Below are 18,300 nucleotides of genomic sequence, written 5' to 3'. Positions count from 1 at the left end.
AATCGGATCGCGTTGCGTTACGGAGCTGAGTGGATGGTGCGGGACAAGAACAAGCGGGCCGATCCGGCGGCCCGCCGCGACGAGTTGCTGAAGGAGGTCTCGGAAATCGGCCGCCCCGACGCCTACGTCCTGCACGAGGTCATCCGGCTGGAAGGCGACGAGGAGTTGCGGCGCAACGGCCTCGCGCTGTTCCTCTCGGCGTTCTCCGCGGGCTTGAGCATCGCCCTGTCGCTGATCGTACCCGGCGTCCTGCGGAGCCACCTGCCCGAGACGGACTGGGCGAAGATCGTGAGCTCCATGGGCTACGCGGTCGGCTTCCTCGTCGTGGTCCTTGGGCGGCAGCAGCTCTTCACCGAAAACACGATCACGCCGGTCCTGCCGCTGCTGCACGACCGCTCCGTGAAGACGGCCCTGCGGGTGGTCCGGCTCTGGTCAATCGTCCTGTCGGGCAACATCCTGGGGACGCTCACGATCGCGACGGTGGTGGCCTATTCGGGCGCCTTCGAGCCACCCGTGCTCAAGGCCTTCGCGGAGATCAGCCACGACGCCATCGCGCACGATTTCTGGGCGACGTTCGTCAAGGCGGTCTTCGCCGGTTGGATGATCGCCCTGATGGTGTGGTTCCTGCCCGCCACGGCCAGCGCGGCACCCTTCGTGATCCTGCTGATGACGTGGCTGGTGGCGCTCTGCAGCCTCGCTCATATCGTGGCCGGCTCGGTGGAGGCCTTCTACCTCGTGGTCACCGGGGCCGCCTCGATGGGCGATTACGGGTTGAAGTTTTTCCTGCCGACGCTGCTCGGCAACACCTTCGGCGGGGCCGCTCTGGTGGCAGTGCTGAATTACGGACAGGTCGCGCCGGAGGTGGAGGAGACCAAGGCGGTCGAGGGCGAACGGCTCGATTGAGACCGGCCGCTCAGTCGAGCTTCACGGGCGGGCTGATCAGGTGATCGAGATCGTCGAGCAGCCATGCCAGAGTCCCGCGGACAGGTCCGTACAGGCCGATCTGATGCTGGCGGTACAGCAGGTCGTGGGTCAGCCGGGCGGACAGCCCTCTCAGGCGGCCGCCGCCGAAGGTGTAGCGGCCCAGCGTCCCCCATCCGTTGAAATCGGCCAGCGAGACGATGGCGCCTTTCTCGACGTAGCGGAATGGCGGCAGCTCGGTCGCCACGGTGCCGCCGCTGGCCAGCACGCCTCCGAGATGGCGGGCGAGGTGCTGCGCCTGCTGCCGGGCGGCCTGTGCCGTCGCGGGAACCGGCTTGTCGGTTTGCGGATCCGCGAGGCTGGCGCAGTCGCCCAGCGCGATGATCGCCGGATCGCGGGTCGCGCGCAGGTCCGGGCCGACGACGAGCTGTCCGGTCCGTGACCGCTCCAACCCGTCGAGGCCGGCGAGCACGTCGGGGGCCTTCACGCCGGCCGCCCAGACCTTCAGACCGGCGGGGATGCGGCTTCCATCCTTCAGGGTAAAGCCCGACGCGTCCGCCGCCGTTACCATGGCGCCGGTCCGCACCGCGACGCCGAGGTCCGAGAGGGTGCGGGCGGCGGCGCGCGAGACTCGCTCCGGAAAGGCCGCCAGCAGGCGCGGCCCGCTCTCGATCAGGGTCAAACGCAGGCGCTGCGGCAAGTCCGGCGAACCGTAGGCCGAGAGCAGGTTGATGGCATGTTTCAACTCGGCGGCGAGCTCGACGCCGGTTGCCCCGCCGCCCACGATCGCGATCTCCAGCATGCCGCCGCGATCGAGCCGCGCCAGCAGATGGCATCGGAGCTGGTCGTGGAAGTGCTCGGCCTCGGTCAGATCGTCGATGGTCAGGCAATGCTCCGCAACGCCGGGCGTGCCGAAATCATTGGCCCGGCTCCCGATGGCGATGACCAGGAGGTCGTAAGCGAGGTCCACCTCCGGCCGCCCCTCGGCGGCTTCGATCATGAGTTTAACCCGCTTCGCCGCCCGGTCGATACCGGTCAGGGCCCCGGGCTGGAACCGGAAGCTATTGCGGCGCGCCTGGGCGAAGAAGTCGACCTTCTGCCGGTCGGCCCGGGCCGTGCCGGCCGCGAAGGTGTGCAGCATCGGCTTCCAGACATGAGACAGGCTGCGGTCGGCGAGGATCACGTCGGCCCCGCCGCCGCGCCCGAGGCTCGTGGCCACCTCGATGCCGGCGACGCCGCCGCCGACGATTACGATCCGTGCCTTATCCGCCATGCCGTCCCCGCGCTCACACGCTTCGGGAACGTCGTTCACGGCCGCGATGTTCGCCGGTGCCGACGGTCTTCGTCATCGCGATTGGTCGCGCAGCGACCCCGGCCGGGCAGCGTCGGTGAGCGCGGCGCGATGGGATCCTTCCCGAGCGCCGACGCCGCTGAACGAAAAAAGCCGCCCGGAGGCGGCTTCTCTACGCGGGGATGAACTGGATCAGGACCGCAGGCGCGTCCGGACTTCACCGAGGCTCGCGCGGATCAGGCCCTGGGCGGCCTCGCCCTGCAACCGGTCGCGCAGGATCGTCTCCGACACCTTGACGGCGGCCTCGGCAGCCGCAGCCCGGACCTGGGCTTCGGCTTGCGCCTCGGCCTGGGCGATCTTGGTTTCGGCAGCCTTGGTGCGGCGGGCCAGGAAGTCGTCGAGCTTGCGGTGGCCCTCTTCGGCGGCGCGCTGCGCCTCCTCACGGGCGCCGGCGACGATCGACTCGGCCTCCTTCTCGGCCTCGGCGCGGCGGCGCTTGTAGTCGGCCAGCACGGCGGCCGCCTCCTCGCGCAGGCGCTTGGCCTCATCGAGTTCGTGGCGGACGCGCTTGGCACGGCCGTCGAGTCCCTTGGTCATCGCCGAGAAAGCGCCGGCCTTCCAGGCGATACCCATGAAGATGACGAACGCGACGGCGACCCAGAATTCGGCTTCGAGCAGCATCGTGGGTTCCCGTCTAGTGTGCGGTGGCGTCGAGGGCGCGGTCGAGGGTCGCCCGGTCGGGCGCCTGACCCGTCAGACGCTCGACGATCGCCGCGGCGGCCTCGCCCGCGATCGAGCGGACATTGCCCATGGCGGCTTCGGTCCGCTGGCGGATCGTCGCTTCGGAAGTGGCGAGCTTCGCGTTCAGCTGCTCCTCCAGCGCCTTGCGCTTGGCATCGGCTTCGGCGGCCAGTTCGTTGCGGGTGGTCTGCGCGATGTCGCGCGCCTTGCCCTGCGCGTCCCGCAGCGCGGTCTCGAAGGCGACGCCTGCGGCATCCGCCTCGGTTTTCATGGCCTGCGCCTGATCGAGATCGGCCCGCAGCCGCTCCGCGCGGGCGTGCAGGATCGACTGGATCCGCGGCAGCGCGATCTTGTCCATCAGGTAGTAGAGAAGCCCGAAGGCGAGCGCGAGCCAGATCAGCTGCGCCAGGAAGCCGGAGCTCTCGAAGGGCGGGAAGGCGCCGGTATGCCCTTCCGGGTGCTCGACATGGCCCGGCACGACCTGCGTGTCGGCGCCCGGGGGCGGCGTGGTGAGGGGGTTGGGCTGCGCCATGGGACCGCTACACTGACACCGTTCGCTGAAGCCACCGCGATGCGGTGACGGACGAAGGCGGGCGCCCCATCACGGAGCGCCCACCCGTTGACCGGGAGGCCGCAGCCTCCGTTGCCGATCAGACGGCGAAGAGCAGCAGCAGCGCGATCAGCAGCGAGAAGATGCCGAGCGCCTCGGTGAGGGCGAAGCCCAGGAGCAGCGTGGCGCGCTGGCCGTCGGCAGCGGACGGGTTGCGAAGGGCGCCGGCAAGGAACTGACCGAACAGGTTGCCGAGGCCGATGCCCGCACCCGCCATGCCGAGGCAGGCGAGGCCGGCGCCGATGTACTTCGCAGCGACGGGATCCATGATAACTCCTGAGGTCTCTTCAGATCGAAACGTGCTTTGACGTTTGCGGCGGGTGGAGCCGGCCGGATTAGTGGCCGGGGTGAAGGGCGTCGTTGAGGTAGATCGCCGTCAGCGTCGCGAAGACGTAGGCCTGCAGCGCCGCAACGAGGAATTCGAGCGCGGTCAGCGCGATCGTCAGGAACAGCGGGAGCGGCGATAGCACGCTCCAGGCGCCCGCGAGAAGAAGCTGAACCACGAAGAACGCGAAGATCTTCATCGCGATGTGACCGGCCAGCATGTTGGCGAACAGACGCACCGACAGGCTGATCGGGCGCGAGATGAAGGAGATGATCTCGATCGGCACCAGGATCGCCAGAAGCGGCTTCGGCACGCCCGACGGCACGAACAGGCCGAAGAAGTGGGTGCCGTGCTTCATCACGCCGAAGATCACCACGGTGGAGATCACGAGCGCGGCGAGCCCGAAGGTGACGATCAGGTGGCTGGTCACCGCGAAGGCGTAGGGGATCATCCCGAACAGGTTCAGGATCAGCACGAACATGAACAGGGAGAACACCAGCGGCATGAACCGCTTGCCGCCTTCGCCGGTGGATTGGTGCAGCGTGTCGGCGATGAATTCGTAGAAGATCTCCGCGAGCGACTGCATCCGGCCCGGGACGATCGAGCGCGACGAAGTCGCCACGATGGTGATCAGCGCGATCACGCCGACGGCGGCGAACATGTACAGGGCGGATTGGGTGAACGCGAGTTGCTGATGGCCGATATGGCCGAGCGATACGAGCGGCTTCAGCTCGAACTGCTCGATCGGGTCGATCGTGACCGCCATTCCCGCTCCCGCCCTTCTTGTCCGACGCACCGGCTCATGCCGGCCGCCTCGATTGTCACCGACCGGCGCGCCTTATGGCTCCTGCCGGTCGCGCCGCTCCGGACGCGCGCCGGAGAAACCCGACACCCGCATCACGTTGTAGACCCCCGCGACGAACCCGAGCATCAGAAGGACGATCAAGCCCCAGGGTTTGGTCCCGAAGACATGATCGACGATCCAGCCGAGTACCCCTCCCGCGATCACGCCAGCGACGAACTCGGTCGAGAGCGTCATGGCCTGGCCCAGCGACGAGCCTCCGCCGTTCCGAGGGCGCGTGGAAGGATCGGCAGCAGCCTGCGGCCGCTTCCGTTCGATCTGCGTCTCGAGACGTTTGAGCCTCGCGGAGAGTTCGCTGTCCGTCGGCGTCCCCTCGGTCCCGTCTCCGTCCCTCGCCCCGCCCCTCGTGTCGTCGCCGTTCACGGCTCAAAACTCACAGGGCGGGAGGATCCGAAACCGGCTGGACGCCCCCAGCAAGCGGGCGCACCATAGTTTCGCCTATCTTGGGTGTCAAGGCGAAGCCCATACATGGTAAGCCGTTGATTTTAATCTGGTATTCCAGCTTGAGCCGCAACTCCGGCGCGGTGCTTCGCAAGAGCGTCGGCCCGGCCTTCAGGCCCCGATGATCGGCTTGATCACCTTCTCCATGCCCTCGACCGTCATCTCGCCGGTGTAGCGCTCGCCGTTGATGAAGAAGGTCGGCGTGGAATCGACCTTGAACACGTCGAGCCCGCGCTGCTTCACGGTGTTGACGGCACCGTAGATCTTCTGGTCCTTCAGGCAGGCCTCGAAGGTCTGCTTGGTGTAGCCGGCCTGCCGCAGCATCTGCTCCAGCGCATCCACCGGCTTGGGCGTGAAGGCCCAGGCCGCCTGCTGATCGAACAGCAGGTCGGTGATCGGGTAGTACTTCGAATCGCCCTCGCAGCGCGCCAGCATGAACGCGGCGGTGGCCAGGGGATCGAGGGGGAATTCGCGCAGCGTGAACCGCACCTTGCCGGTGTCGATGTAGCGCTCCTTCAACGTCGGCCACGTGTTGCGGTGGAAGGCGGCGCAGTGCGAGCAGGTCATCGAGGCGTACTCGATGATCGTGCACTTGGCGTCCGGGGGCCCGAGCCAGACATCGCCGAGCGGGCCCGGCTGCATCAGGGTCGCGAGATCCGCGCCCTGTGCCTGCGCCGCGCGGGGCAGGTAGGGCAGGGCGAGGCCGGCGCCCAAGGCGAGGCCGGAGAACTTGAGAGCGTCGCGTCGCGTCGTCATCGGGCAGGCTCCGCCGGATTGATCAGTCTTGGCGTCCCGATGCGGGTACTCGGGCGCGGCCGTCCTGGCAAGGCGACCGAATCGCCTCGCTTATCGATCCGGGCGGGTGGCGACGGCCGCGGTCCCGAGGCGGTCGAGCGCCGCGCGCAGGCCGTCATCGGCGATCCCAGCGACCGCCTTCTGGACCTCGACGACCCGAACGGGATCCACGCGGGTGGGTTTGGCCTGCGTGCCGCTCCGGCCGACCCGATCCTGCTGCAGGACGATCCGCGACACGCAGGCCCAGCCGTAATGCCTGTTGATCCGCTGGATCACCACCGGCGCGAGGTGCTGCAATTCGATGGCGAACACCCCCTCGACGCGCACGACCAGCGTACCGGATTCCGGCGCCTCGCCATCCCGGCGGCGGCGCTTGGGCCATTCGAGCTTGGACGGCCGGCAGTAGCGGGCCAGCCGTTCGCCCACGATCTCCGGCCACGCGGCCAGGATGTCGGTCGAGGCGAAGCCCTGCGCCGCAAAGGCCGGGCCGATGCAGCCCTCGATCAGTTCGGCCAGCGGTTTGACGCGCGCCATGGTGGTCCCGGCCCTGTGGATCCGGCGACGTTAGCGCAGGATGGTTGACGAAGGGAGGACGCAGCCGCGCTTTCGCCGCCCTATGATCGCCTCACCCCGCCGGCTATGCAGCGCGGACCCTGTCGATCTGCCATGCCGCGCCGCACAGCCATGGATCATCAAGCCGGTGCCGGACCGCGCGCCGACGACCTGCTCGCCTGGTACGACCGCCATCGGCGCGTCCTGCCGTGGCGGGCGCTCGCCGGCGCGGTGCCCGATCCGTACCGGGTCTGGCTGTCCGAGGTGATGCTACAACAGACCACGATCGCGGCGGTCCGGCCGTATTTCGAGCGCTTCCTGGGGCGGTTTCCCGACGTATTCGCCCTGGCGGACGCCCCCGAGGAGGCCGTGATGGCGGCCTGGGCGGGGCTCGGCTACTACTCCCGCGCGCGCAATCTGCACGCCTGCGCGAAGGCCGTGGCCGCGGGCGGCGGGCGCTTTCCCGATACCGCGGAGGCCTTGCGCAAGCTCCCGGGGATCGGCGCCTATACGGCCGGGGCGATCGCCGCGATCGCCTTCGACCGGCCGGAAGCGGCCGTCGACGGCAATGTCGAGCGGGTCCTGAGCCGCGCCTACGCGGTCGAGGCGCCCCTGCCGGGCAGCCGCCCGGAGATCCGGCGGCTGACCCAGGCCCTCGTCCCCGACGACAGGCCGGGCGACTTCGCGCAAGCGCTGATGGATCTCGGTGCGACGATCTGCACGCCCAAGCGGCCCGCCTGCGCGCTCTGCCCCTGGATGGTGCCCTGTCGGGCCCGGGCGCTCGGCACGCAGGACACGTTCCCGCGCAAGATCAGGGTCGCCAAGGGGGCTCTGCGCCGCGGCGCGGCCTTCGTGGCGATCCGCAGCGGCGATGAGGGGGTTTTGCTGCGGACGCGGGCGCCGGAGGGACTGCTCGGCAACATGGCAGAGCCGCCGGGCAGCGTTTGGGAGCCGGACTACGACGTGGCCGGAGCCCTGCTGGACGCGCCCCTCGACGCCCGCTGGAAGCGCCTGCCGGGGCTCGTGCGCCACGGCTTCACGCATTTTCCGCTGGAGCTGACGGTGTTCGTGGCCCGGGTCGCCCTCTCGACGCCCGCGCCGGCCGGCATGCGCTTCACGCCGCGCAGCGCCCTCGACGACGAGCCGCTGCCGGGCCTGATGCGCAAGGTCCTGGCTCACGCCTTCGACCCGAAGCCGGAGCCCGAGAAGAAGCCGCGGGGACGCCCGAAGAAGGACCCGCCACCGATGCCGCTGCTGGCGGCGATGGAAGCCCCAGTGTCGATGCCGGATCAGGATCCGGAGCCGCGCCCGCGCGTGCGGGCCGTGCCGAAACCGCAGCCGAAGCCGGCGCCCTTGCCGCCGCCGGACGCGGACGATTTCCTGGACGGTGAGCCTGAGGCACCACCGGCCGCGCCGCGCCGTCGGGGCACGGCGCGGCGGCGCTAGAGCGCTCTCCGCCGAAGTGGACACCGGTTCGGCGCAAGAGAGCGCGTTGAAACAAAGGCTTAGAGCCGTGCTCGATTGCAACGCGCACGGTACACGACAGCGACGCCACCATCGCGGAATGAGGCGCGGGTCCCCTCTCCCGTGCGGGAGAGGTCTGCTTTCGCAGAAAGCCGGGTGAGGGATGTGCGGCTTCCGGAAGAGACGCACCCTGTCGGCGCCTCGAAGGTGCGCGCGATCCTGAACCTTCTCGACCCTCACCCCAACCCTCTCCCGCACGGGAGAGGGGGCATGTCGCGCTTGCCACCCGTGTTGGCAGACAAGTGTCGTGTACCGTGTGCAACGCGATCGGGCACGGCTCTAGTCAGAGGTCTCGGAAAGACTGGGTTTCCAAAGGGCTGAGCCCCTTGGGATCCCAGGAGCGAAGAAGGGGCGGTTCAGCCGTTCGCCATCGCCTGCCGCAGGCCGGCCCGGTAGCTGTCGATCACCAACGGCTTACCGCCACGCTCCACGTGCCAGAAGGTCCAGCCGTTGCAGGCCGGCAATCCCTGGACCAGCGCGCCGATCTTGTGGATCGAGCCGATCACGAGGCCGTTGTCGAGCTGGCCGTCCGGACGCACCGTGGCGCGGAAGCGGCGACGCTCGTCGGTGACGATCTCGCCGGGACGGATGTGCCCCGCCTCGATCACCGACAGGAACGGCACCCGCGGCTCGGCCCGCTTGGTCGGCGCCACCATGAGGGCGGCCTTCGACAGCGGCTCCACGGCGGCGATCCGCGCGCGGGCCGCCTCGGCGTAGGTCGTCTCGCGCTCGATGCCGATGAAGCGGCGGCCGAGGCGCTTGGCGACGGCGCCCGTGGTGCCGGTGCCGAAGAACGGGTCGAGCACCACGTCGCCGGGATTGGTCGCCGCGAGCAGGGTGCGGGCCAGCAGGGCCTCGGGCTTCTGGGTCGGGTGGACCTTGTGGCCCTCCTCATCCTTCAGCCGCTCCTCGCCGGTGCAGAGGGGAATGAACCAGTCCGAGCGCATCTGGAGATCTTCGTTCCCCCCTTTGAGCGCGTCGTAATGGAAGGTGTAGCCCTTCGACTCCGCCGAGCGCGAGGCCCAGATCAAGGTCTCGTGGGCATTGGTGAACCGCTTGCCGCGGAAATTCGGCATCGGGTTGGCCTTGCGCCAGACGATGTCGTTGAGGATCCAGTAACCGAGATCCTGTAACGCGCTCCCGACCCGGAAAATGTTGTGGTATGACCCGATCACCCAAAGGGTTGCGTTCGGCTTCATCACGCGGCGGCAGGCCGCGAGCCAGTCCCGGGTGAAGGCGTCGTAGGCCTCGAAGGTCGCGAACTTGTCCCAGTCGTCGTCGACGGCGTCGACGCGGCTCTGGTCCGGGCGCAGCAGGCCGGCTTCGCCGAGCTGCAGGTTGTAGGGCGGGTCGGCGAACACGCAGTCGACGCTCGACGCCGGCAGGCTGTTCATGGCTGCGATACAATCCCCGATCAGCACTTGATCGAGGGGCAGAGAACGCTGGGCGGGTACGAGACCCATCCGTGGCGCCGACGCGGGCCGCCCGGCACGCGAGACCTGTTTCCGGGCGACGACGTCGGCAGCCACGGTACGCGGGGAAGCCATGGCAAACACCGGTTACGCGACTGACCGGCAGACCATGGCCCGAACAGGGTAAAGGACGCGTTTTCAGATTTCGCCGGCCCGCGTCCCGTTCTGGGGCTGCAAATTTTGCCGAGCGCAATGTCCGGCCCATCGCGCCAAAGATTAAACTTCGGTTACAGCGCGCGCACGACGCTCTTCAAGCCGCGAAAGGCCGGCTCGTCTGCGCTTGCCCCGGCGTTCGGGCGCGCAGTTCTTCTCGACCAGCCCGGCATGACAATCACCGCCGCGATCGCACCGCTGGCGCGCGCCGTCTCCATCTCAGCGGGACGCAGGGTCACGGCCAGCGCAGGGCTTAGGAACAATGACCTATTTTCGAGGCCGGCGGCACGACATCCATAGTTCTTTCCGCCACCCGGGGACGACTACGCACTATTTCATCCGTAACAAGCCGCGAAATAAACTGACACACTCGGGCATGTAATCGTGCTGATCAGCACGAAATCGGCCAAAATGTGACGTGAATCGGTTGCGAAAACCTGCCTTATTCCGGACGATTTCTGACACGACTGGCGCCGCCCCGATAACAACAAAGGGAATGCGGTGAGAATGTCGTTTGGTTTCGGTAAGCTCGTTGTCTCACTTGGAATGCTGACCACCGTCGTCGGAACAACCCTCCCGGCCGCCGCGCAGAGCGGAGGGGCCTCCTGGTACGGAAGCGGTCACCGCACCGCGAGTGGCGAGCGTTTCAACCCCAACGGCCTGACCGCCGCCCATCGCAGCCTGCCGTTCGGCACCCGCGTCCGCGTCGAGAACACCCGGACCGGCCGCTCGGTGGTGGTTCGCATCAACGATCGGGGGCCCTTCGTGCACGGCCGCATCATCGACCTGTCGCGCGGCTCGGCCCGTGCCCTGGGCATGGGCGGCACGACCTACGTGTCGCTGCACGTCCTGAACTGATCCCAACGCGCCTAGAACGCCGGGCCGCCTCCGTCCCGACAGGGCGGGGCGGCCCCCGGGGCGTTGTCTGAGGCGGCCCGAGGCCCCATCTGCTGCCGGGTTCAGCTCGGATCAGCCTACCATGCCCAAGCCCCTCATCGTCGACATCCCGCACGACCTCGGCCGCGACGAGGCCAAGCGGCGCCTTGAGCACGGCACCGATCAGGCGCGCGCCTTCCTGGCCAAGAGCGGCATCAGCGTGGACCAGCTTGCCTGGACGGGCGATCGCCTCGATTTCGGCGTCTCCGCGGTCGCGCAGAAGATCGCCGGCACGATCGATGTGGGCCCCGAGAGCGTCCGGCTCGAGGTGAAGCTGCCGTTCCTGCTCGCCCTGTTCGCCGAAAAGATCCAGAAGGTGGCGAGCAAGGAGGGCAATCTCCTGCTGACCAAGAAGTAGCGGTCCGGAACCGGATCGGCCGGACCTTGTTTCCGCCGGAACGACGCCGAGATGCAGCGTCGGCAGCGCGGAGGATCCCAGTGTCCGATTTCACCCTCGCCGATCCGGGGCAGATCCCCGAGGTGCCGCAGCAGCCCGGCCCCGGACCGGATCGGCCCTACGAACCACCGCAGGCGCCGACCCAGCCGCCCGGGCCGGAGATCCCCGGCAACACTCCGGCCGAGGCGCCGGGCATCCAGCCGCCGGAGATTCCGGTGAACGATCCGGGCGCGCCGGAGATCAGCCCCCCGGGTCCGGCAAACCCCGTCGCCTGATCGGAGAGACGCGGGGGCGGGTTTGAACGGACCGGCGCACACTGCCATAAGCCGGCGCATGGCCGCTCCCCCGCTTCTGACTCTCCAAGACGTCGCGCTGACCTTCGGCGGCACGCCGCTGATCACACGCGGCGAGATCGCCATCGCGCCCGGCGAGCGAACCTGCCTTGTCGGGCGCAACGGGTCCGGCAAGTCGACGCTGATGAAGATCGCCGCGGGCCTGGTCGAGCCCGACAAGGGCCGCCGCTTCGTGCAACCCGGCACCACGATCCGCTACCTCGCGCAGGAGCCGGATTTCTCCGGCTTCGCCACCACGATGGATTTTGTCGAGGCCGGCCTGCCGCCTGGGGAATCGACCCATCGGGCCCGCTATCTGCTGGAAAGCCTCGGGCTGACGGGCGAGGAAGACCCCACGAAACTCTCGGGCGGGGAGGGGCGACGCACCGCGCTTGCCCAGGCGCTCGCCCCGGAGCCTGACGTGCTGCTCCTCGACGAGCCCACCAACCACCTCGACCTTCCGGCGATCGAGTGGCTCGAATCGGAACTCCGGTCCACCCGCGCCGCGCTCGTGCTGATCAGCCACGATCGGCGCTTCCTCTCAGCCCTGTCGCGGGCGACGATCTGGCTCGACCGCGGCGAGACCCGCCGGATCGACCAGGGCTTTTCGGGTTTCGAGGCGTGGCGCGACGCCTTCTTCGAGGAGGAGGAGCGCGACCAGCACAAGCTCGACCGCAAGATCGTCGCCGAGGAGCATTGGCTGCGCTACGGCGTCACCGCACGGCGCAAGCGCAACGTGCGACGTCTCGGCAACCTGCACGAGCTGCGCCAGAGCCGCCGCGAGGTGCGCCGGCCGGTCGGCAGCGTCAGCATGCAGGCCTCGGACGCCGAATCCTCCGGCAGCCTCGTGGTCGAGGCCCGCGACATCGCGAAATCCTACGGTGAACGCACAATCGTGGACGGCCTGTCGCTCCGGGTGATGCGCGGCGACCGGCTCGGCATCGTCGGGGCGAACGGCGCCGGCAAGTCGACGCTGATCAATCTCCTGATGGGCCGGCTGGAGCCGGATTCCGGGCAGGTCGTGCTCGGCACCAACCTGATGCCGGTGGTGCTCGATCAGGCCCGGGCCGTGCTGGAACCGGGGATGACCGTCACCGACGTGCTGACCGGCGGCCGCGGCGACAGCGTCACGGTGAACGGCCAGAGCCGCCATGTGATCGGCTATCTGAAGGACTTCCTGTTCAGCCCCGAGCAGGCGCGCACGCCGGTCTCGGTGCTGTCGGGCGGCGAGCGCAACCGGCTGCTGATCGCCCGCGCCCTGGCCCAGCCCGCGAACCTGCTCGTCCTCGACGAGCCGACCAACGACCTCGACCTCGAGACCCTCGACCTGCTGCAGGAGATGCTCGGCGACTACCAGGGCACGCTGATCCTTGTGAGCCACGACCGCGACTTCCTCGACCGGGTGGCCGGCAGTGTCCTGGTTTCCGAAGGCGTGGGACGCTGGGTCGAGTATGCCGGCGGCTACAGCGACATGCTGGTCCAGCGCGGTCAGGGCGTCGAGGCGCGGGCCGCGGTCCCGAAGGCGAAGGAGCCGCGCGAACGATCGGCGAATCCGGCGGCGCAGCCGGCAGGCAAGCCCAAGCTCGGCTTCAACGAGCAGCACGAATTGAAGACGCTGCCCGCCCGGATGCAGAAGCTGGAGGCGGCGATCGGCCAGCTCAAGACGATCCTGGCCGACCCCGACCTGTACGCCCGCGACCCCGCCCGCTTCGACAAGGCCTCGACCATGCTGGCGCAGGCCGAGACCGAGCTGTCGCAGGCGGAGGACCGCTGGCTGGAGCTGGAGATGCTGCAGGCGGGGTGAGCCCTGCAACCGCCTGCACGATGGACCGGACCGGAGACCGCATGACCGCCTACCAGACCCTCGAACAGCGCTTCGCCCGCCTCGCCGCCCTCGAAGGGGCCGCCGGGATCCTCGGCTGGGATGCGCAGACCCTGATGCCGGACGGCGCCGCGTCGGCGCGGGGCGACCAGCTCGCGATCCTGCGCGGCCTCGCCCACGCGATGCTGACCGAGCCCGAGGCGGCCGGGGATCTCGACGCGGCCGAGCGGGATGGCGGCCTCGAAGCCTGGTCCGCCGCCAACCTGCGCGAGATGCGCCGCGCGCAGGCCCACGCCACGGCGGTGCCGCGCGATCTCGTCGAGGCGAGTTCCCGCGCGGTCTCCCGCTCCGAGATGGTCTGGCGCGAGGCGCGCCGCGACGCGGACTTCGCCACGCTGGAGCCCCACCTCGCCGAAGTGCTTCGGCTCCAGCGCGAGATCGGACAGGCCAAAGGGGCGGCCCTGGGGCTCGACCCCTACGACGCGCTGCTCGACAGCTACGATCCGGGCATGCGCCGGGCGACGATCGACCCGCTGTTTTCCGATCTGACGTCCTGGCTGCCGGGGCTGATCGCCCAGGCCCGGGAGATCCAGGCCGGCCAGCCGGCGCCGGTGCCGCTGACCGGCCCGTTCGACGTGGCGGTGCAGCGCGCCCTCGGCCTCAGGCTCATGGAGGCGGTGGGGTTCGACTTCACCCGGGGCCGGCTCGACATCAGCCTCCACCCGTTCTGCGGCGGCGCCACCGACGACGTGCGGATCACCACCCGCTACGACGAGGCCGATTTCGGCCGGGCGCTGATGGGCGTGCTGCACGAGACCGGCCACGCCCTCTACGAGCAGGGCCGGCCGGCCTCCTGGCGCAACCAGCCCGTGGGTGCGGCCCGGGGCATGAGCCTGCACGAGAGCCAGTCGCTCATCGTCGAGATGCAGGCCTGCCGGAGCCGGGACTTCTTCACCTTCCTGGCGCCCCTGCTGCGGGAGGCGTTCGGGCGCACGGGGCCGGAATGGTCGCCGGAGAACCTGCACGCGCTCAACACCCGGGTCGCGCCGGGCTTCATCCGGGTCGATGCCGACGAGGCGACCTACCCGGCGCATATCCTGCTGCGGTACCGGCTGGAGACCGCGATGATCGCGGGCGATCTCGCGGTGCGAGACCTGCCGGGGGCCTTCAACGACGGGATGCGCGATCTGCTGGGGCTCACGGTCCCGGACGACCGGATGGGCTGCCTGCAGGACATCCACTGGCCGAGCGGGGCCTTCGGTTATTTCCCGACCTACACGCTGGGCGCACTCGCGGCGGCGCAGCTGTTCCGGGCGGCCCGGGCGGCCGAGCCGGCGCTGCCGGGCTGCCTGGCGCAGGGCGATTTCGCGCCGCTGCGGCGCTGGCTGCGCGCGAACGTGCATGAGGTCGGCAGCCTGCTCGACACAGACGCGCTGCTGACCCGCGCCACGGGGGCGCCGCTCGGCACGGCGGCGTTCCGGGCGCATCTGGAGGCGCGGTATCTCGGGGGGTGAGAGAGGTGGCGGGCGCGGGCTTTCGGAGGAGGAGGCCCGGAGCGGCCTCCGCGTCTCTCCCTCCCCCCTCTGCGGGGGAGGGGGATCCGCGGAGACAACCAATCCTGAGCGATTGAAGCCCGCCCCCTACAAAGCCACCACATCCACAGCGTCCCCCAGCCGCGCACGGGCGATCTCGGCCACGTGGCGGTGGTGGGTGAACAGGATCGGCTGCACCGCGGCGCCGATCTCGGCGAGCGCGTCGAGGCCATACCCGGTGCGCGCCTCGTCGAACGTCGAAAAAAGATCGTCGCCGATGAACGGCGCCGGCTCGGCACGCGCAGCGTAATCCTCCAGATAGGCGAGCCGCAGGGCGAGGTAGAGCTGGTCGCGGGTGCCCTCGCTCATGCCCTCGATCGCGACCATGCCGCCCCCGCTGCGCTGCCCGGCGAGCTTGGGGGTATCGGCCTCGTCGAAGGTCTGGGCGAGGCCCGAGAAGCCGCCACCGGTCAGCGACCGGAACAGCGCCCCGGCCCGGGCCACCAGGGGATCCTGCTGCCCCGACCGGTGCCGGGCCACCGCCTGACCGAGCATCAGCCCGGCCAGCCGGAGCACCGCCCAGGATCGGGCTGCCGCCTGCAGATCGGCCTCCGCGGCCTTGCGCTCGGCGAGCGCCAGCTCGGCGCCGGTCCCACCCTCCAGCTCCGCCCGGCGCCGCTCGGCCCTGTCCCGGTCGGAGAAAATCACCCGGCCGCGCTCCTCCAGCTCCTCGGCTTCGAGGGCGAGCCGGGCCAGCTCGGCCTCGATCGCCTCGGGCGGCAGCGCCTCGAGCCCGGCGCGCAGCTCGGCCTCCGCCAGCCCATCCGACGCGCCCGCGAGGCTGACACGCAGCCGCTCCAGCTCGGCACGGAGCGCCTCCCGGGCGCTGAGACGACCGAACAGTGCTTCGAGTTCCGGCATCGGCGCCTCGCCCCGATCCGACATCCGTGCGGCGACGTGGCGGGTCAGCGCCGCGCGCGCGGTCGCCAACGCGTCGGCGGCGGCGCGGCCGGCCGAGGCGGCCTCGTCCAGCCGCCGGTCGAGCTCGACCCGCCGGGCCTCGCGGGCCTGGGCGGCGACGAGCCGGCCGTGGAGGGCGCGGATCGCCGCCGTGGGGCCGGCCTCCGCGAGATCGGGGGCGAGCGTTTCAACGAGCGCTGCAGCGGCGCTCCGGAACGCCTCCATGTCGCGCCGGATGCCGGCGGCCCGTCGGGTCAGGGCGGCGCGCTCGGAGAGCCGTTCGGGCACCGCCCGCCACGCCTCAAGGGCGCTCTCGGCCTCCTCGGGCCGGGCCGAGGCGTCGAGCCCGATAAGCCGCAATGCGGCGCTCCACTCACTCTGCCACGCGGCTCGGCGGTTCCCCGTCTCGGCCCGGGCAGCGTCCAGCCGCTCGGCCGCGGCGCGGGAGGCGCGCAGGAGCCCGCCGGTCTGCAGGCTGGCCTCCCATCGGCTGGTGAGCGTGGCGAGGCGCGCTTCGAGCCGTTCGAGAGCCGGCCCGACCTCGATCCCGGGCGAGGCGTCCAGCCCAGCGCGGGCACTGAGCGCGGCGAGCGGTGCCCGGGCGGACTCGATCGCGGCGCGGGTCTCGTCGAGCCGGAGCCGGTCACCCGAGAGCCGCTGCTCGGCCTCGACCAGATCCTCGACCTCGGCGAGCCACGCCGCCATCTCGGCCGGCGAGGCGGGGGTGATGCCGGTACCCGCCCAAGCCGCGCGCCACGCGGCCTCGCCTTCGGCGATCTGAGCCTCGATCCCGGCGAGGTCGTGCAGGCCCCCGGCGAGGGTCTCCTCCTCGGCGGCGAGGCGGTCGAGGTCGGCCGCGTGGGCCGCAACCCGGGCGGCGTCGTCCGCGCGCGCATCGGCCAAGCGGTCCGCGTCGAGCCGCGCACGTTCGTAAGCCGCGATCTCGGCGGATCCCAGCATACGCCCCGACTCCAGGGCTCCCCGCAGCGGCGCGAAGGCCGCGTCGCGCGCCTCCCGAAGCGCCGCGACGCGCTCCCGGGTGGCGATCGGCTGGCCGGCCGCGCGCTCGCGCAGCCGGTCCCGGGTGGCCTTGACCTGACGCTGCGCCGCGTCGCGGTGGTCGGCGGCCCGCTCCCGCTCGCGGGCCTTTCCGTCGAGCAGCACACGATAGCCCGCCACCGCCTCCGGGTGGGGCAGGGGCGTCCGGACGAGGGCGGCGATATCGGAGATGGCCGGCGACATCCGCGCCGCCTGATTGCGCAGCAGCGCCGTCTCGTGCCGGATATTGGCGCTGAGGCTGTCGAAGGCGGCAATTCGCTCGTGGAGCCGGGCCAGGGGCTTCAGCGCCTCGCGCAGCGGGGTCGGATCGCGCGTGGCCCCTGCGGCCTCGATCTCCCCGGCCAGACGGTCACGCTCGGCCAGCGCCGCCGCGTGATCGCGGGCGAGCTGGTCCTCGGCGGCCGCGAGTGTCCTGTGGTCCCGGATCAGCCGGTCGATCCGGGCCCGGGCGGCGTCGGTCGGCTGGCCGGCCTCCAGGGCCGCAAGGTCGGCGAGGCCGATCCGGGCGCGCAACCGTTCGAGATCCAGGTCGACCTTGTGGATCTCACCCTCGATCCGGGGCAGGTCGGTGCCGCCCTTCTCGAATTCCTTGGTGCCGCTGAACGACGCAAGGATCTCGTCGGCCCGGAGCGTCAGGCCCGGCTCGACGGACACCGCCTCCGCGTCGTCCCGGGCGCGGGCGACGGCGGAGCCGGCCCGTTCGGCCTCGGCCTCCGCGGCGCGGCACCCGGCGAGGGCCGTACCGAGGCGTTCGATCCAGGCAGGATCGGCATCGACCAAGCCATCCTGGGCATCGATGCGCTGCGCCAGGACGTCGATCTCGGACAGGATCGGCCGGACCCGCTTGAACCGCTCTAGCCGCGCGCGCGCCACAGCCAGATCCTTCTGGGCGTCGCGGAGGGCTTCGAGCTGGCCGGCGGCCGCCGCGATCTCGTCGTTCAGGGCACGCCAATCCGTCGCGCGCAGGCTCGTGTCGCGGATCGTCCGGCGGGCATTGTCGTGGCGTTCCAGCGCTTGGTAGAAGGTCCGGTGCTTGGCCTTGTGGGGCGTGAAGATCGCGTCAGCCTCACCCTCCAGTGCTGCGTGCAGCTCCGTGAGCCCGCGCAGACCCGAGCCCGCCGCGAACAGGCTCGCCCCGACCTCACCCTCGACATCGACCATCTCGCGCCCGCCCGCCCGCAGGTTGGCCGCGTCGAGGCCGAAGGCGCGGCAGAACACGGTTCGCGAGATGCCGCCGAGGAACGGTGCCAGGGCGTCGTCGGGGATCGGCGCCTCGGCGGCGTCGATCAGGGTGCGGGTGTTGCCCTTCCGGCGGCGGAAGCTCAGCCGGCGCCCGTCCGCGGCGGCGATCTCGGCGCCCAGGCGCAGCAGGGGCATGTCGTGCTGAAAGGCATACGGGGTGGATTTCCCGAAGCCGAACAGCAGGTCGGTGACGGCCGCGAGCGCCGTGCTCTTGCCGGCCTCGTTGGCGCCCAGCACCACGTGCAGGCGCGCATCCGGCCGGAAGGCGATCGTGCGGTCCGTGAAGGCACCGTAGCGCTCCAGGGCGAGGTGGATCAGGCGCATCGGGGGCTC

At 70.4% G+C, this 18,300-nt stretch carries 17 protein-coding genes; 7 read left to right on the top strand and 10 right to left on the bottom strand.

Going from position 1 to position 18,300, the window contains the following annotated elements; translation table 11 throughout:
- The first annotated feature begins 33 nt into the window (after nt 1-33).
- A complete protein-coding gene (locus OXS49_RS04400; protein WP_243999274.1) occupies nt 34-903 on the top strand; it encodes a formate/nitrite transporter family protein in 870 nt (289 codons plus the stop codon).
- A gap of 10 nt (nt 904-913) precedes the next feature.
- Here the strand turns inward: OXS49_RS04400 and OXS49_RS04395 are convergent, their stop codons facing one another.
- From OXS49_RS04395 to OXS49_RS04360, 8 genes are all read right to left on the bottom strand, one after another.
- Nucleotides 914-2,194, bottom strand: a complete 1,281-nt coding sequence (locus OXS49_RS04395; protein ID WP_267422161.1) for an NAD(P)/FAD-dependent oxidoreductase — start codon at nt 2,192-2,194, stop codon at nt 914-916.
- A gap of 210 nt (nt 2,195-2,404) precedes the next feature.
- On the bottom strand, nt 2,405-2,890 hold the full coding sequence (locus OXS49_RS04390) for an ATP F0F1 synthase subunit B (protein ID WP_243999390.1): 486 nt from the start codon (nt 2,888-2,890) through the stop codon (nt 2,405-2,407).
- 16 nt (nt 2,891-2,906) lie between these two features.
- Nucleotides 2,907-3,485, bottom strand: coding sequence for a F0F1 ATP synthase subunit B' (locus OXS49_RS04385; RefSeq protein WP_267422159.1), 579 nt, complete (start codon nt 3,483-3,485; stop codon nt 2,907-2,909).
- A gap of 118 nt (nt 3,486-3,603) precedes the next feature.
- Nucleotides 3,604-3,831, bottom strand: coding sequence for a F0F1 ATP synthase subunit C (locus OXS49_RS04380; protein WP_007566773.1), 228 nt, complete (start codon nt 3,829-3,831; stop codon nt 3,604-3,606).
- 67 nt (nt 3,832-3,898) lie between these two features.
- Nucleotides 3,899-4,654: a F0F1 ATP synthase subunit A gene (locus OXS49_RS04375; protein ID WP_267422157.1), complete on the bottom strand. Its 756-nt coding sequence runs from the start codon at nt 4,652-4,654 to the stop codon at nt 3,899-3,901.
- A gap of 72 nt (nt 4,655-4,726) precedes the next feature.
- Nucleotides 4,727-5,113, bottom strand: a complete 387-nt coding sequence (locus OXS49_RS04370; protein WP_243999266.1) for an AtpZ/AtpI family protein — start codon at nt 5,111-5,113, stop codon at nt 4,727-4,729.
- 189 nt (nt 5,114-5,302) lie between these two features.
- Complete coding sequence (locus OXS49_RS04365; protein WP_267422148.1) at nt 5,303-5,947, bottom strand: DsbA family protein; 645 nt, start codon at nt 5,945-5,947, stop codon at nt 5,303-5,305.
- Nucleotides 5,948-6,037: 90 nt separating this feature from the next.
- Entirely contained in the window at nt 6,038-6,520 is a 483-nt protein-coding gene (locus OXS49_RS04360) for a DciA family protein (protein ID WP_267422145.1), read from the bottom strand.
- A gap of 132 nt (nt 6,521-6,652) precedes the next feature.
- On the opposite strand from OXS49_RS04360, the gene mutY reads away from it, so the two are divergent.
- A complete protein-coding gene (mutY, locus tag OXS49_RS04355) occupies nt 6,653-7,984 on the top strand; it encodes an A/G-specific adenine glycosylase (protein WP_267422142.1) in 1,332 nt (443 codons plus the stop codon).
- Between the two features lie 434 nt (nt 7,985-8,418).
- Here mutY and OXS49_RS04350 read toward each other — a convergent pair whose 3' ends face one another.
- Nucleotides 8,419-9,609 (bottom strand): site-specific DNA-methyltransferase, encoded by a 1,191-nt coding sequence (locus OXS49_RS04350; protein ID WP_276081418.1) that lies wholly within the window; start codon nt 9,607-9,609, stop codon nt 8,419-8,421.
- 585 nt (nt 9,610-10,194) lie between these two features.
- Between OXS49_RS04350 and OXS49_RS04345 the strand changes: the two genes are divergently transcribed.
- From OXS49_RS04345 to OXS49_RS04325, 5 genes are all read left to right on the top strand, one after another.
- On the top strand, nt 10,195-10,545 hold the full coding sequence (locus tag OXS49_RS04345; RefSeq protein WP_244005272.1) for a septal ring lytic transglycosylase RlpA family protein: 351 nt from the start codon (nt 10,195-10,197) through the stop codon (nt 10,543-10,545).
- 121 nt (nt 10,546-10,666) lie between these two features.
- Nucleotides 10,667-10,981: a polyhydroxyalkanoic acid system family protein gene (locus OXS49_RS04340; protein ID WP_243927119.1), complete on the top strand. Its 315-nt coding sequence runs from the start codon at nt 10,667-10,669 to the stop codon at nt 10,979-10,981.
- Nucleotides 10,982-11,061: 80 nt separating this feature from the next.
- Nucleotides 11,062-11,295, top strand: coding sequence for a hypothetical protein (locus OXS49_RS04335; RefSeq protein WP_244005274.1), 234 nt, complete (start codon nt 11,062-11,064; stop codon nt 11,293-11,295).
- A 58-nt stretch (nt 11,296-11,353) separates the two neighbouring features.
- A complete protein-coding gene (locus OXS49_RS04330; protein WP_267422139.1) occupies nt 11,354-13,156 on the top strand; it encodes an ATP-binding cassette domain-containing protein in 1,803 nt (600 codons plus the stop codon).
- Between the two features lie 41 nt (nt 13,157-13,197).
- The gene (locus OXS49_RS04325; RefSeq protein ID WP_244005278.1) at nt 13,198-14,688 is read left to right on the top strand and encodes a carboxypeptidase M32; all 1,491 of its coding nucleotides are present in this window, start codon (nt 13,198-13,200) and stop codon (nt 14,686-14,688) included.
- A 126-nt stretch (nt 14,689-14,814) separates the two neighbouring features.
- Here OXS49_RS04325 and OXS49_RS04320 read toward each other — a convergent pair whose 3' ends face one another.
- Nucleotides 14,815-18,291, bottom strand: a complete 3,477-nt coding sequence (locus OXS49_RS04320) for a YhaN family protein (RefSeq protein ID WP_267422136.1) — start codon at nt 18,289-18,291, stop codon at nt 14,815-14,817.
- Nucleotides 18,292-18,300 lie beyond the last annotated feature (9 nt).

Origin of the sequence: Methylobacterium sp. GC_Met_2 (genome assembly GCF_026540795.1) — a bacterium.
Classification (GTDB): domain Bacteria; phylum Pseudomonadota; class Alphaproteobacteria; order Rhizobiales; family Beijerinckiaceae; genus Methylobacterium.
This window is presented reverse-complemented; position numbering and strand designations above follow the sequence as displayed.

Coding starts and splice junctions, on each gene's coding strand:
- OXS49_RS04400 (WP_243999274.1), top strand. CDS start 34: ATGGTGCGGGACAAGAACAAGCGGGCCGATCCGGCGGCCCGCCGCGAC.
- OXS49_RS04395 (WP_267422161.1), bottom strand. CDS start 2,194: ATGGCGGATAAGGCACGGATCGTAATCGTCGGCGGCGGCGTCGCCGGC.
- OXS49_RS04385 (WP_267422159.1), bottom strand. CDS start 3,485: ATGGCGCAGCCCAACCCCCTCACCACGCCGCCCCCGGGCGCCGACACG.
- OXS49_RS04380 (WP_007566773.1), bottom strand. CDS start 3,831: ATGGATCCCGTCGCTGCGAAGTACATCGGCGCCGGCCTCGCCTGCCTC.
- OXS49_RS04375 (WP_267422157.1), bottom strand. CDS start 4,654: ATGGCGGTCACGATCGACCCGATCGAGCAGTTCGAGCTGAAGCCGCTC.
- OXS49_RS04365 (WP_267422148.1), bottom strand. CDS start 5,947: ATGACGACGCGACGCGACGCTCTCAAGTTCTCCGGCCTCGCCTTGGGC.
- OXS49_RS04360 (WP_267422145.1), bottom strand. CDS start 6,520: ATGGCGCGCGTCAAACCGCTGGCCGAACTGATCGAGGGCTGCATCGGC.
- mutY (WP_267422142.1), top strand. CDS start 6,653: ATGCCGCGCCGCACAGCCATGGATCATCAAGCCGGTGCCGGACCGCGC.
- OXS49_RS04350 (WP_276081418.1), bottom strand. CDS start 9,609: ATGGCTTCCCCGCGTACCGTGGCTGCCGACGTCGTCGCCCGGAAACAG.
- OXS49_RS04345 (WP_244005272.1), top strand. CDS start 10,195: ATGTCGTTTGGTTTCGGTAAGCTCGTTGTCTCACTTGGAATGCTGACC.
- OXS49_RS04340 (WP_243927119.1), top strand. CDS start 10,667: ATGCCCAAGCCCCTCATCGTCGACATCCCGCACGACCTCGGCCGCGAC.
- OXS49_RS04330 (WP_267422139.1), top strand. CDS start 11,354: ATGGCCGCTCCCCCGCTTCTGACTCTCCAAGACGTCGCGCTGACCTTC.
- OXS49_RS04325 (WP_244005278.1), top strand. CDS start 13,198: ATGACCGCCTACCAGACCCTCGAACAGCGCTTCGCCCGCCTCGCCGCC.
- OXS49_RS04320 (WP_267422136.1), bottom strand. CDS start 18,291: ATGCGCCTGATCCACCTCGCCCTGGAGCGCTACGGTGCCTTCACGGAC.